Raw genomic sequence first — 15,333 nt, forward strand, 5'->3', positions numbered from 1 at the left:
TTGAAATAGGAATTCGCCATGAGCCTTGCTGATCAAGTTCTCGCTGTAAATGATGACCTCCCAATCCGTAGCGACCAACCCGTTCACAGCGGTAAGGTACGTTCTGTGTACTGGTTGACTGAAGCTGACAGCCGCCGTCTGATCAAGGAAAAAGGCTACAATGTAAAACCGGATGCGCCACTGGCAATTATGGTGATCAGTGACCGTATCTCAGCTTTCGACTGCATCTGGCACGGTGAAGGCGGTATCAAAGGTGTACCGGGCAAAGGTGCAGCCCTGAATGCCATTTCAAATCATTGGTTCAAACTGTTCCGTGAAAATGGTCTGGCAGACAGCCATATCCTCGACATTCCCCATCCTTTCGTCTGGATCGTCCAGAAAGCCAAACCGGTTAAAGTTGAAGCGATTTGCCGCCAGTATATTACCGGCTCAATGTGGCGCGCATATACCAACGGCGAACGCGAATTCTGTGGTATTACACTTCCTGATGGCTTAGAAAAAGATCAGAAGCTACCGGAACAACTTATCACCCCGTCTACGAAAGGTATTCTGGAAGGCATCCCGGGCGTTCCTGCGGTTGATGATGTCAACGTGAGCCGCAAAGATTTGGAAGACAATTTTGCCGCATTTAACTTCAACTCTGCAGAAGATATTGAACGTTACGAGACTTTATTGAAACAAGGCTTCAATGTGATCAGTGAAGCGCTGGCAAAACTTGACCAGATCTTTGTCGATACAAAATTCGAGTTTGGTTACGTTTCTGATGCCGAAGGTAATGAAAAGCTTATCTATATGGATGAAGTCGGTACACCGGATTCATCACGCATCTGGGACGCGGCAGCCTACCGCGAAGGCAACATAGTGGAAAACTCGAAAGAAGGCTTCCGCCAGATGCTACTAAGCCACTTCCCGGATCCGGATATTCTGCTGAACAAAGACCGTATGGAAGAACGCTTCGCCCTTGCTCGTGATAACGCACTACCAGTAGAAGCTTTAATGGAAGTATCGAAAGTCTACACTGGCATTGCCGAGAAGATCACTGGTGAAAAGATTGTTCTCAGTGAAAATCCTAAACAGGAAATCATCGACGTGCTCCGCGACGGGTACGGTTTAATTGATTAACCTGATTCACGATTAAATCTTATGACTGAAGGCAGCCTCTCATGTGCTGCCTTTTCTTTTGGGCTCTCTAAAACAATTTCTGCGCAATCGCATTTATAAGCGAATATCACACCGAATGTATAAGATGAAAATATCGCCTATAGATTAAAAAACGAACGTTTATAACATTGAGACAAAAATATTCAATTTTTGATCACAAAGTGCTCAGAACGGTATTAACAAATCCCTCAGCATGCCGACAAAATGACCAGGACAATTACTACTATTCGTGTGCTCGTTGAGGTTTCAATCCATGAAGTTCAGTCACAAAATTGTAGCAACATCGTCGGCAATACTGCTTGCTGCTTTGTCGCTGTTATCTGCAAATCAGTATTTCAATACTAAATCCCAAATTCAGTCGCTGGTGATCCAGAGCATTGATGAAATCGTCTCTGGCATGAGCAATACCATCACCGCGGAAATAAACAGCCGTACTTCTCTCGCCACCTACGCCACCAGCCTGGTTGAAGAAGACTTATCGGTGAACAGTATTAACACCGTAATCAGACAAACACCGCTTAAAGAAGCCTTCTTGCTGACGGGGGTCGGTTTTGAAAAAGACGGCAGACACACCAGTAACGATCCGACATGGCAACCGGGTGCCAGCTGGGATCCGCGCGCTCGCCCGTGGTACAAAGACACCAAACAGGCGAAAAAACTGATCATCACCGCCCCTTATGCAGACTCTGTCACCAAAGAGATTCTTGTCTCCATTGCGACACCACTGTTTAAAAATGGTGAGTTTACCGGTGCCATCTTCTTTGACATGAGCCTGGGCGGCCTGGCAACGCTGGTAAATCAGGTATCGCTGTTTGATGCCGGTTACCTCTTTATCGTTGCCGAAGACGGAACTGTCATTGCGCACCCTGATAAAGAGCTTAACGGCAAACCAATGGCAGACTTCCTCGGTAACCTGCCAATTTCAGACAAGGTGGCAACCTCTGAACTAGACGGCGATACCGTAAAAATCTCGTTCACAAAAATTAAGGGGCAAGACTGGTATATCGGTGCCATCCTTGATGAAAACAAAGCCTTTGCCGCTGTCAATGAGCTGAAAAATGATTCCATCATCTACTCAATTGTTGCTCTGATTGCCGGTATTATTGCTCTGCTGCTTCTGATCAAAGTACTGATGCGTCCACTTCAGGACCTGAATATTGCTATTCAGGATGTAGCATCAGGACAAGGGGATCTGACTCGTCGTCTTGATACCAATACCGATCCTGAGTTTGCCGAGCTTGCAAAAGGCTTTAATGCCTTCACCGAAAAGCTGCAAAACCTGATCATCCAATCTAAATCACTCAGCCACAGCATTTTGCAGGGTACGGAAAATACAGCGCAAGGTGCTCAGCACTCAGCCAGTGCCATGGCCAGCCAGCTACAGGAGCTGGAACAGCTGGCGACTGCGATGCATGAAATGGCAACCACTTCTGCTGACGTTGCGAATAACGCTCAAGGCGCAGCTTCTGCCGCACAAAATGCAGATGTCGCGGTACAGGAAGGCGGAGAAATTGTTTCGCACACAAGCGATGCGATTGCCGAACTGTCGGATCAGATTGATCATGCGGTAGACGTAGTGAAACAGCTTGAATCAGCAACCTCGAATATCGAAACGATTCTGAAAGTAATCAACGACATTGCTGATCAGACTAACCTGCTGGCACTGAACGCCGCCATTGAGGCTGCCCGTGCGGGTGATTCAGGCCGAGGCTTTGCCGTTGTTGCCGATGAAGTTCGAACGCTTGCCCAGCGCACCCAGGAATCTACCACTGAAATTCGTCAGATGATTGAACAGCTTCAATCAGGTGCAAGTTCAGCAGCTAGTGTGATGGGACTGAGTAAAGAAACCGCCGGTAACACGGTAGTTAAGGCACAGGAAGCTGACGAAGCTCTGCAACGAATCAGCTCGGCGATCCAGCAGATCAACGACATGAACCTGCAAATTGCTTCAGCGGCTGAAGAACAAAGCCTGGTTGCTGAAGAGATCAACACCAATACCACTAACATCAAGGAGCTATCTGTACAGGTTGCTGATGCTGCAAACATGGCTAACGAAGCAATGGAAACACAAATCCAGAATGTTCGCGAGCAAGACAGCATCATGAATAAGTTTGTTGTGTAACAGGCACAACAATTCGACAAGGATACGCATACGAAACAAAGAAAAAGTAATGGTCTAAGAAAAATGCCACCCTCAAAAGAGGGTGGCATTTCTTTTTCTGACGAAGTCAACGAATACTAAATGAATCTCAGTACTCGCCTGACGCTTGCTTAGCTGAGCTTAAACTTGCTGACAATGGCTGCAAGCTGCGTATTCGCAGACGCCAGTGTCTGACTGCTTTCCAGGTTATGACGACCGCTTTCTGCCAGCGTGTCAGCCATATGGCGGATGGAAGCCATATTCTTGCTGATTTCTTCCGAAACCGAGCTTTGCTCCTCTGCGGCTGTCGCAATTTCAACTGCAAGGTTGTTAACCTCATTAATCGAACTCGCCATCTTATCCAGATCCAGGTTCACTTGTTCAGTGTTGCTGGCTGTCTCGTTACAGCTTTCCTTAATGACATTCATGTTGGTAACCAGCTCATCAGCCCCTGATGTCAGCCTGTTAAGCATCTGTTCGATCTCAGAAGTGCTTTGCTGAGTACGGGCCGCAAGGGCGCGAACTTCATCAGCAACTACCGCAAAACCACGGCCCTGCTCACCAGCACGTGCAGCCTCAATGGCGGCGTTCAGTGCCAGCAGGTTGGTCTGTTCTGCAATATCACCAATCACTTTCAACACACCGGCAATATCAATGCTGTTACGGTTCATTTCGCTGATGCTTTCAGCCATTGACTCCACATCACCAATCAGAGCGGAAACAGAGCTAACCGCATTGCTGACAATGATCTTAGACTCCTGAGCCTGATCGTTAGTCTGATGGATATGTGATGACGTTTCAGCGGCATTGGCAGAAACATTCTCGGCTGTAATGCTCATCTCATTAATGGCGGTGACAACCTGATCGGTTTCATCGACGTGAGACTGAAGCACACCCGTGTTTTGCTCTGACTGCTGCCTCAAATCTTCAACACTGGCTGAGATATGGCTGGTCGCCTGTTGCACTTCCAACATCATTTGTTGAAGGTTGCCGATAAAGATATTCACACTTTCCGCAATCTGGCCAAGATCATCTTTACTATTTACTTCCAGACGACGAGTCAGGTCACCTGTACCGGCAGAAAGATCCTGTACAGTTTCTTTCAGTGCCGTAATCGGGCGGTATAGCTGGTTTAAAACAAAAATGACAATCGCCAACGCAATAAGCAGCATAATGACAGATGTAGTCACCGCTTCTTCGAAGGCTTTTTCCACATCAGCATACACAATTGACTTGTTCACACCGACATACAAATACCATTTATTGCCATCAACAAGCGGTATTTCAGTGAAGTAAGCTCGTTTATCCGCTCCGTTCCATTGGTAATCCGCCGCGCCTGTACCCTGAGTGGCCATTTCGCGCTCAAGGTCTGGAAGACCAAATGCAACACCCAGTTCTTCCGTTGGATCCGTTGATGCTAACTGAATGAAATCTTCGCTGAGTATCAAAGTCACAGCGCCCGGGAAGTCAACATGACCAATCGTTTCATTCAGGCTTTTCAGAGATACATCACCAACCACGACACCTTCTTTGTTACTGCTGATAGGTGTTGCCACACTTACCATCAGGCTTCCGGTAGTCGCATCAGTATAGAAATCAGTCAGGATGGTTCGGTTCTTTGCCATCGCCTCTTTGTACCAACCACGGGTACGCGGGTCATAATCGCTGACTTCAAACACCCCATCATTACCACCGGAATCACCATAAGCTCGTCCGTCAGTGTAACCGGCTGTAAAACTGGCATAATCTGCCGCCTTGGTAATCAATCTGGCAACTTCCACATACTCACTGTCAGAGTGATCTCCGGCATAGAAGCCTTTTGTTGATTCCAGAGCATCGGCAGCCAGGTTCATTGACAGTTCAATTTCACGTTTCGCACTGTCGACAATAAGCCGCGACTTTTGTTCGATCGTGGCAACTTTATCTTCTTTGAAATGCCGGTAGGAAAGCCAGTTGGTTATAGACAGAGCAACTGCCACCAGGATTGCAACGGTAAGGATAATCCGTTGTTTGAAACCTAAGTTACTTAATGAGAGGTTCATAGTTATCTTGCCTGAATCAATTTGAAATTGATGGATTGAGCAAGTCTAATCACGAGGGTTTCTATTGTGGAGTGTTAAAATTTTGACTCTTTCAGCCAATTTTTTATATCAAAGAAAAATTACTCTCTATTCCATTTCATACATTTTGTCTTCACTCGAAAAGACATATATTCATTTTCGCTACAGCTTTACTCGTTTTATCGCCTTTAACAATATCTTTCCCTATTCAACAAATTAGTTATATTGATGAAAAAAAAGTTAGATAAAGTGAATATGACATCAAATATAAACTTGGCTAACACTTTCTTGCAATTTTCCAATTTATGATATGCATCACAATCAGATAGTTACGCACTCCTACACCTTCCGCCTTTTTCTGACCCCGTTATATTTTAAAAGCTTTAATAACTGATTAAACAATTAAAACATTATGCTCAGAACAAAAATAAAGGGGCCAATCGTAATGGCCCCTTATATTAACAATTATATTTTTATGCTGTCGGCTCTATCGGTTCACCAGAAAGATCTCTTGCACCTGATGATGACTTACCGAAAGACTTGTAACGTTTCTCCCAGTAGTCGGCATTCTTGATGCCAAGCTTCACAGGGTTGAATGTGTACTCTTTCACGCCAGCTTGTTGCTGATTCTCGTAATCTTTCAAGGCAACCATTGCTGGTTTTGCCAGGAAGAAGATAATCAGAATACCAACAATATTCAGCCACGCCATCAGACCAACACCGACATCACCCATCGCCCAGGCCAGATTGGCTGTCTTCACCGTTCCGTAGAAAACCGCAACAGTAAGGATAATCTTCAGCACAAACATCATACCCGGAAGCTTTAGTGAGCGGCGGATATAGGCAATGTTGGTTTCTGCAATGTAGTAGTACGCTAGAATGGTTGTGAACGCGAAGAAGAACAGAGCAAAGGCAATGAACGGCTTACCGATACCTGGCATTGCGCTCTCAATCGCCAGCTGAGTAAACATAGGGCCGTTGGCACTGATATCTGCCGACAGGTTCTGAACAAGGTACGCGCCTTCGGCACCACCATGAACATTGTATGCACCAGTAATGATGATCATGAATGCTGTCGCAGAACAAACCAGCAAGGTATCAATATAAATTGAGAACGACTGAACCAAGCCTTGCTGTGCCGGGTGCTGAACATCCGCAGCAGCAGCGGCGTGAGGGCCTGTACCCTGGCCTGCCTCATTTGAGTAAACACCACGCTTAACACCCCAACCGATTGCAGCACCGATACCCGCCATTGGTGTAAAGGCATCACCAATAATCATGGAGAACACAGTTGGAACCATGTTGATGTTCAGCAGGATAATGATGAAAGCAATAATGATGTAAGCCAATGCCATAAAAGGCACAACAATCTGGGTAAAGCTGGCAATACGCTTAACACCACCAAAGATAATGAAAGCCAGAATAATTGATACGATGGTACCTGTTACGATTTTCGCCAGGCTGATCGTGCCAATTGTTGTTTCAATCATTTCACCGGAACCAAACGCTGCCTCAACCGCATTACCGATACTGTTTGACTGCACACCCGGCAGTAACACACCACAGGCAAAGATAGTGGCAATAGCGAAGATCCATGCATACCACTTCTTACCCATCGCCTTTTCGATATAGTAAGCCGGACCACCACGGAACTGACCGTCTTCATCTTCTTCTTTGTAAATCTGAGCCAGTGCCGATTCGATATAAGCTGTTGCTGCACCGAAGAAAGCAACCACCCACATCCAGAACACCGCACCCGGGCCACCAAAACCGATAGCCGCAGCAACACCAGCAATATTACCTGTACCCACACGGCCTGATAGTGATACAGCTAATGCCTGGAAAGATGAAATACCTTTGTCAGAGCTCTTCCCTTCCATCAGCAAACGCCACATTTCCCTGAAGTGGCGGATCTGTACAAAACGTGTGGCAATGGAATAGAACAAGCCGGCACCTAAACATAAGTAAATCAGCACCGGGCTCCAAATGATTCCATTCAGAAAATCTACGAACGACTGCATTAAATTCTCCCTGTCATCTAGATTGTGATTAATGCGTGGTTCGTATAATAAGCAGAATGTAACTCGATTGTTAATGATTTTATTTTGTCACTCAATTAACCGTGAGTGGCAGCACGATTCAGCAACATTACGATAACAGCTGGCGGTTTGGACTGGATTTTGAACAATTATGAGCTACTAAAGCCAATGGTGATTAAATTTTCATCGGTAAAATTTTCTAGCGATAGACTACATAAAGCCATTTTTATGCCAAAGATCACATAATTAGTAACATAAGCACCAATAAGAGCAGAGCAGTTAAGCAGCCTTTTCCAGAGAAGTAGATAAGTTTTGTTCTTAGAAAAAGCTAACAATAGAAGTAACAAGGAAGGGATATAGAATTTCTGTCATAACACAGGAAATACTATTCAAAGTAATAGATTGATTTGAGATAGGACAGCTCGAACACACAACTTCAGTTTATGAACACAAGCATCGATTCGAACCAAACCGCATTAACAATTCATTAACCACAAGTTTAAGAAAAAGCGCTAACAACCAACAATAGAGCGCTCTTTGCATAGTTCGCGCTCACGAAGTACAAGCTAACTACACCGCAGATAAGTTAACAAGCTGACGGGTATAATCCTGTTGAGGATCATTAAAAATCTGTTCTGTTTCACCCTGCTCAACCACCTTGCCATCTTTTAATACCAGTGTGTAATGACACAAAGATTTCACCACACTGAGATCGTGGCTGATGAACAGGTAACTTAACCCATATTTCTCCTGCAGCGATTTCAGCAAAGTCAGCACCTGAAACTGTACCGTCCGATCGAGGGATGATGTCGGTTCATCAAGCAAAATAAACTCAGGTTTCAATACCAGAGCGCGGGCAATGGCTATCCGCTGACGCTGGCCGCCGGAAAACTCATTGGGGTAACGATGGCGGGTTGTAGGATCGAGCTCAACTTCACGCATCGCTTCGCAAATCACCCGGTCTTCTTCTCCCGGTGTCAGCGACTTATGAATTTTCAGCCCTTCTCCGATAATTTGAGCAACCGACATCCGCGGATTTAATGCCGAAAAAGGGTCCTGAAAAACGACTTGTAACTTACTTCGGTAAGGAAGCATTTGCTTACGGCTTAGGCCAGATATATCAACACCTTCAAAATTGATCTGCCCATCACTATTCAGTAAACGGAGGAGTGCCATGCCGGTCGTTGACTTGCCGGAACCACTCTCCCCTACCAACCCAACACTGTGCCCTTTCCTAAGTACAAAGCTGACATCGGTCACGGCTTTTATATGGTCTTTTACCCGCTTGAGAATACCGCCGGTGATTGGAAACCATACTCGTAAATCACGAATATCAAAAAGTGGAGATGATTTAGCATTAACGGGAACCGGGCTACCGCTGGGATCGGAATTAATCAGCTTAATGGTGTAAGGATCGGAGGGGCTGTTAAAAATCACGTCCTTGGTATCAGTTTCCACAATTCGCCCCAACTGCATAACGGCGACGCGATCAGCGATCCGTTTAACAATACTCAAATCATGGGTAATGAACAGCATCGCCATTCCCAGTTCTTGCTGAAGTTCTTTAAGCAGATCCAGTATCTGAGCCTGAACGGAAACATCCAATGCCGTCGTCGGCTCATCGGCTATCAATAGTTCAGGCTCATTAATCAGTGCCATCGCTATCATTACTCGCTGGCGCTCACCACCGGATAACTCATGAGGATAAGCGGTTAAACGTTTTTCGGCGTTACGTATCCCGACTTTTTTCAGCCATTCCAATGCTTTTTCTTCGGCTTGTTTGGGGCGCATTCCCCGATGTATAGACAGCGTTTCAAAGAGCTGACGACCAATCTTATGCAATGGATTCAACGACATCATAGGTTCCTGGAAAATCATCCCGATGCGATCGCCGCGCATCCGTCGCATTTCCCGTTCACTGCATATCAGCATGTTGGTTCCGTCATACTCCACTTTACCGCCAAGATAATGAGTAGATGACTTAGGCAGCAAACGTAAAATGGCATTGGCGGTAACTGACTTTCCGGAGCCACTCTCTCCCACCAGTGCCAGCGTCTCACCACGCTGAATCGACAGACTGACATCATAAGTCACCTGATTTACCTCAGCGCCGCTATGAAAGCCGACAGACAAATTGTCGATAGTCAGAATTGAATTCGCCATAGTTACCTCTGCTGATGGGGATCAAACGCATCCCGTACCGCTTCACCGACAAATACCAGCAGGCTCAGCATCACAGAAAGCACGACAAAGGCAGACAAGCCTAACCATGGCGCCTGCAGATTAGTTTTACCCTGTGCCAACAATTCACCCAGTGACGGCGATCCGGCTGGCAGGCCAAAACCAAGAAAATCTAAGGAGGTTAATGTGGTAACCGAGCCACTGAGAATAAATGGCATCATAGTCAGTGACGCAACCATAGCATTAGGCAGCATATGACGGAGCATAATGCGACCATCACTCACACCTAACGCCTGCGCAGCCCGGACATAATCGAAATTACGACAGCGAAGAAACTCAGCACGAACAACACCCACCAGCCCCATCCAACTGAACAGCACCATAATACCCAGCAACCACCAGAAGTTGGGTTCAACAAAACTGGAAAGAATAATAAGCAGGAATAAAGTCGGCATCCCAGACCAGACTTCAATAAACCGCTGGCCGAACAAATCAATCCGGCCACCGTAATATCCCTGACATGCCCCGACAATCACGCCAATAATGGTTGAGATAATAGTCAGTGCAAAACCGAACAACACCGAAATACGAAAACCATAGATGATCCGCGCCAGTACATCCCGTCCTTTATCGTCGGTTCCCAGCCAGTTAACCCCGTCCGGCGGTGACGGTGCAGGTCCATCAAGATCATAATTGATGGTGTCATAACTGAAGCGGATAAGCGGCCAGATCATAAAACCGTCGGCTTCAATCAAATCGACCACGTACGGGTCGGTGTAATCAGCTTCTGCTTCAAATTCACCACCAAATTGCGTCTCTGAATACTGCTCCACTATCGGAAAATACCAGCCGGATTTGAAATGAAGCAACAAAGGTTTGTCATTGGCAATAATCTCAGCAAACAGGCTGAGCACAAAAAGCACAGAAAAGATCCAGAGCGACCAATAGCCTCGCTTATGTGCACGAAATCTGGCCCAACGTTCCCTTGTCAGTGGATTCATCGTCACTAGCGCGCCTCAAAGTCAATCCGAGGATCTACAAAGGTATAAGTGAGATCCGAAATAATGTTCAGTAATAGTCCCAGCAAAGTCATGATGTACAGCGAACTGAAAACAACCGGGTAATCACGCTGTATCGTTGATTCAAAACCGAGCAAGCCAATCCCCTCAAGTGAAAACATCACTTCAATCAGCATGGCCCCGGTAAAAAAAATACTGATAAAGGCGGCAGGAAAGCCAGCAATAATAATCAGCATGGCGTTTCGGAAAACATGGCGGTAAAGAATACTGCGCTCGTCCAGTCCTTTAGCCCGTGCCGTAACTACATACTGTTTGTTAATTTCATCAAGGAAAGAGTTTTTTGTCAGCATGGTCAGAGTTGCGAAGCCGCCTATCACCATCGCCAAAATAGGCAGGGTTAAATGCCAGAAGTAGTCACCGATCTGCTGATACCATGTCAGTTGTTCAAAGTCAGAAGAAACCAGCCCACGCAACGGGAACCAGCTGAAATAGTTGCCACTGGCAAAAAAGATGATAAGCAGGATTGCGAACAGAAAGCCGGGAATGGCATAACCAACAATCACTATGGCACTGCTCCAGATATCGAAACGGGAACCGTGTTTGATGGCTTTCGCGATCCCTAACGGAATGGAGACAAAATAAATGATCAATGTGCTCCACAATCCGAGTGAAATAGAGACAGGCAAACGATCGATAATCAAGTCAATGACATTGCCGCCTTTGAACAAACTATCCCCAAAATTAAAAGTGGCGTAGTTTTTCAGCATGTCCCAATAACGCTCAAGCAACGGCTTATCAAAGCCGAACTGCTTTTTGATCGCCTCAACAACTTCAGGGTCTAAGCCTCTGGAACCTCGATAGCCACTCGAACTTTCACCGGGTTCAACCGCTGCAACCTCCTGCCCGCCGCCAGTGAAGCGCTCCATTATGCCGGAAGAATGGCCTTCCAGCTGAGCGACAGCCTGCTCAACCGGGCCACCGGGCGCAATCTGGATCACGAAAAAATTAATCGTAATGATTGCCCATAATGTCGGGATCACCAATAACAGGCGACGGATAATATATGCAGTCATCTTCCCTGTACCTTATGATTGCACCTTCCCAAACACTTCTGGTTCATAATGGCTACCTGCGTTTATCTGGCAACTTTGCAGCTTTAACCGGATCAACCCACCAGGTATCTTTACCTAGGGAATACTTCGGCCTGACCTCCGGACGAGAGAATTTATCCCAACTGGCAACCCGGAATTTACTGATGTGCCATTGGGGGATAACAAAGAAATTCCACTGCAAAACCCGATCAAGTGCCCGCCCGTAATCCAGCAGCACATCCGGGTTCTGTTGGTTCTCGACGATTTTCTCTGTCAGGTAATCAATAGCCGGATCTTTAACACCAGCCTGGTTGTAAGTACTGTCGATAAACTTACTGTTCCAGGCAATCAACAAATTCGGATTCGGATAAGGATTCGCTGAATACCCCGCCGAGACCATATCGAAGTCACGATCCCGTACCCGCTTTATATATTGAGTGGTATCGACAGTACGGATCTTCATGTCGATTCCCATTAGCTTAAGGTTCTTTTGCACCGGAATCGCCAGGCGTTCTGTTGTCGGGCTATATATAAGCAGTTCAAATGCGAACGGCTCACCAGTTTTGGTATTGGTCATCACCTTGTTTTTAAGTTCCCAACCAGCATCTTTCATCAACGCTATAGCTTTACGCAACTGGGTACGAATACGACCTGAACCGTCCGAGACCGGTGGCTGATACTCTGTAGTAAAAACCCGTGGCGGCACTTTATCTTTAACCGGAGCCAATACGTTCAGCTCACCTTCTGACGGCTTATCTTTAGCTTCATAATCAGTATTTTGAAAATAGCTACGAGTACGGGTGTACTGGTTATAAAAGAGACTTTTGTTCATCCATTCAAAATCCATCGCATAGTTCAAAGCCTCTCGCACCCTGACATCGCTGAAATATGGACTCTGGATATTGAAAACAAATGCCTGCATTGACTGGGGAATTTGATGCGAGATTTCTTCTTTGAGAATGTAGCCTTTATCGAAATTGGTTCCCTGATATAAAGTGGCCCAGAACTTAGCGACATTCTCTTCGCGGATGTCATACTCCCCAGCCTTGAAAGCTTCCAGCGTGACGGTTTCATCGCGGTAATAATCGTATTTAATATTCTGAAAATTATGACGGCCAACATTTACCGGGAGCTCTTTCGCCCAGTAATCATCAACTAATGAGTAGGTCACGCTCTGACCGGGTTTATAAGCGGTAATTTTGTATGCACTGCTGCCGAGCGGAGGCGCTGTAAGCGGTTCACCTAAATTTTTGTCTTTCCAGAAATGTTCAGGCAGAACATTCATACCTTTTACTAAAGCAAACAAAATCTCACGGTTTGGTGTCGCCATTTCTATACGTGCCGTCAGATCTGATTTAGCAGTTACCGATTTCACGTCTTTAAAATAGACCTTATATTGAGGCACTCCTTCTTTCATAAACTTACTGAAGGTAAAAGCGACATCAGAAGCTGTGATTGGATGCCCATCATGAAAACGTGCCTTCGGATTAATATCGACCTCCATCCAGGAGAAGTCATCGGCGTAGCGAACCTTTTCTGCAATTAATGGATAATGGCTGTCGATTTCATCATCTGAAGAAAGGAATAAGGTATCGTAAATCGCATCTGCACCGGCTACGGATACCCCACGAGTCGCGTAACGGTTAAAACTGTCATAAGTACCAACCTGGGCATAAGTGACCAGTCCACCTTTTGGGGCTTGAGGATTTACATAATCAAAGTGAGAAAAGTCACTGCCGTACTTAGCTTCACCAAATCCGACCAGGCTGGTCGACTCAATGATATTTACAACTTCCTTTGCTTCTGTTTCTGCTTTTGCCGCAACTTCGTCTGCCAGTAACATCCCGCAGGCCAGCAGCATAGTTACAGTCCATGAGAGTTGTCTCAACATTTGCCTCTCCCTGCATCAGCGCAAAATCCATCTCTAAATTCTTTTTGTTTTCATTATTCTACGATAGGACAGGATCCAAGATTCGACAACGTAGCACGAGCAATCGCATTAACGGTTTGATCAACACCAATAAGCATCTGCACACAAGAATGGTTCGACAAAGTCATTCGACTATAGCTTGCAGGGCACAATATTAGCCGCTAACATCCACCTCCCTCATCTCAGATGAGGACACTTTTCTCCGGAACCGACTAAGGCTCTGGATACGCAATATTTAAGGTACACAGGATCAGGTTATGTCTAAATTTTTCTACAAAGGCCGCATAGAAAAAAAGCCAAAGCATGAAAGCTATGGCTTCAACACAAAACGTTCGGCTAAATTAGGCACCGAAGAAAACCCGCTACCTCTGACAGTTCAGAGCGAAACACGTAAAGCTGAAGTCGAAGCGACCCTGGCCGAAAACAAGCTGGTTGGTATTATTACCGTCAACGCAGACGCTGCCGAAAACATCATAGAGCTTGAAACACTGCTAAATAAGCCACAAACGACTGTTTTTGAAAAAACACCTAACCGAAATGACCCTTGCTCATGCGGAAGCGGTAAAAAATATAAGAAGTGCTGCGGCTAATCTTACTGATTTAACAATCGGGTTCTTAATCTATAAAAGAACCCGGTTTACCGGCTCTCCTACTAGCTCAATCTAGTCTCCCCCTGCATTCTTCCTGAAAAATCCGTATAATCCTGCCTCTTTTTAGATTTAGAAGATGTACAAGTTATGAACAAAGGTTATTCCTGTGTGGGACTTTTCAATCCCAAAACGCCTGAAAATGTTGGTTCAGTCATGCGCGCGGCTGGTTGTTACGGGGTAAATTCAGTGTTTTATACAGGGACGCGATACGACCTTGCTAAGAAGTTCTGTACTGATACTAAAAATGTCTACCAGGATATCCCACTGATTGGCGTACAGGACTTAAAAGAAATCATCCCACACGACTGTGTGCCTGTTGCCGTCGATTTGATTGAAGGTGCCAAACCCCTACCCAATTACAAGCACCCTAAACGTGCTTTTTACATCTTTGGTCCTGAAGACGGCACATTGAAGAAAGAAATCACGGAATTCTGCAGAGAGACTATCTACGTACCAACTGAAGGCTGTATGAACCTTGCTGCCGCAGTAAACGTCATCCTGTACGATCGCATGGCAAAAGGCGACAACTTCTCTAATCACTAATCCTTTCTTTCCTACTGGACGGAAGCTTTTAAATCAGAACTGATATTCCGTCCGGTACTGCATCCCCAAAAATCAATGATACTTCGTAGCAAACGAAAACTAACTGGCTATAAACTCTTCCTATGAAAGTGCTCAACTTCACTAATGCACCTATGAAGGCCAATTCATACCAGTGATGTCAAATAAAGGAAATATAACTGACACCCTCCGATGGAAGAATAAAAATATGCCTCGCACTGGTAGCTATGGCTGAATCAGACTAGACTTAACGCGATTTGAGTCTTACACATTTTTAATGGCAAACACATTAATGCAGGCAGTTTAAGGCAACAAACCGTAAGCTGGAATTGACACTAAGCGACTTATAACTGGGCAATTTCCCAGAATATAATCTTGGTTCACCATACTTTCTGCACTTTTATTGAGCGTTTAAGCCAGAAATGTGAAAAAGACGGAGCAAAAACAAGCAAATGTTCATTTAATCTTAAATGAGCTATGTAATGTTTGTTGGAATCAGTG

At 45.5% G+C, this 15,333-nt stretch carries 10 protein-coding genes; 4 read left to right on the forward strand and 6 right to left on the reverse strand.

All coding sequences use genetic code 11. The features are described 5' to 3' along the window. Positions 1 to 18 precede the first annotated feature (18 nt). Both AACQ93_RS10490 and AACQ93_RS10495 read left to right on the forward strand, forming a co-directional pair. Complete coding sequence (locus AACQ93_RS10490; protein WP_064604812.1) at positions 19 to 1,122, forward strand: phosphoribosylaminoimidazolesuccinocarboxamide synthase; 1,104 nt, start codon at positions 19 to 21, stop codon at positions 1,120 to 1,122. A gap of 292 nt (positions 1,123 to 1,414) precedes the next feature. Beyond that, positions 1,415 to 3,283, forward strand: coding sequence for a methyl-accepting chemotaxis protein (locus AACQ93_RS10495; RefSeq protein ID WP_064604814.1), 1,869 nt, complete (start codon positions 1,415 to 1,417; stop codon positions 3,281 to 3,283). 149 nt (positions 3,284 to 3,432) lie between these two features. Here AACQ93_RS10495 and AACQ93_RS10500 read toward each other — a convergent pair whose 3' ends face one another. From AACQ93_RS10500 to AACQ93_RS10525, 6 genes are all read right to left on the reverse strand, one after another. Further along, on the reverse strand, positions 3,433 to 5,343 hold the full coding sequence (locus tag AACQ93_RS10500; RefSeq protein ID WP_064604816.1) for a methyl-accepting chemotaxis protein: 1,911 nt from the start codon (positions 5,341 to 5,343) through the stop codon (positions 3,433 to 3,435). Positions 5,344 to 5,834: 491 nt separating this feature from the next. Next, positions 5,835 to 7,382, reverse strand: a complete 1,548-nt coding sequence (locus AACQ93_RS10505) for an alanine/glycine:cation symporter family protein (protein ID WP_064604818.1) — start codon at positions 7,380 to 7,382, stop codon at positions 5,835 to 5,837. 588 nt (positions 7,383 to 7,970) lie between these two features. Continuing rightward, entirely contained in the window at positions 7,971 to 9,563 is a 1,593-nt protein-coding gene (locus AACQ93_RS10510; RefSeq protein ID WP_064604821.1) for an ABC transporter ATP-binding protein, read from the reverse strand. Positions 9,564 to 9,565: 2 nt separating this feature from the next. Then, on the reverse strand, positions 9,566 to 10,582 hold the full coding sequence (locus AACQ93_RS10515; RefSeq protein WP_036799929.1) for an ABC transporter permease: 1,017 nt from the start codon (positions 10,580 to 10,582) through the stop codon (positions 9,566 to 9,568). 5 nt (positions 10,583 to 10,587) lie between these two features. Next, a complete protein-coding gene (locus AACQ93_RS10520; RefSeq protein WP_007466134.1) occupies positions 10,588 to 11,673 on the reverse strand; it encodes a microcin C ABC transporter permease YejB in 1,086 nt (361 codons plus the stop codon). 52 nt (positions 11,674 to 11,725) lie between these two features. Continuing rightward, positions 11,726 to 13,534, reverse strand: a complete 1,809-nt coding sequence (locus AACQ93_RS10525; RefSeq protein WP_064606637.1) for an extracellular solute-binding protein — start codon at positions 13,532 to 13,534, stop codon at positions 11,726 to 11,728. Positions 13,535 to 13,878: 344 nt separating this feature from the next. Here AACQ93_RS10525 and AACQ93_RS10530 point away from each other — a divergent pair, with 344 nt between their 5' ends. Together AACQ93_RS10530 and AACQ93_RS10535 are read left to right on the forward strand one after the other, a co-directional pair. Continuing rightward, entirely contained in the window at positions 13,879 to 14,211 is a 333-nt protein-coding gene (locus AACQ93_RS10530; protein WP_007466137.1) for a PBPRA1643 family SWIM/SEC-C metal-binding motif protein, read from the forward strand. A 147-nt stretch (positions 14,212 to 14,358) separates the two neighbouring features. Beyond that, positions 14,359 to 14,814, forward strand: coding sequence for an RNA methyltransferase (locus tag AACQ93_RS10535; protein ID WP_007466139.1), 456 nt, complete (start codon positions 14,359 to 14,361; stop codon positions 14,812 to 14,814). The last annotated feature ends 519 nt before the right edge of the window (positions 14,815 to 15,333 follow it).

Origin of the sequence: Photobacterium sp. J15 (assembly GCF_963870815.1) — a bacterium.
GTDB classification, from domain to species: Bacteria; Pseudomonadota; Gammaproteobacteria; order Enterobacterales; family Vibrionaceae; genus Photobacterium; species Photobacterium marinum.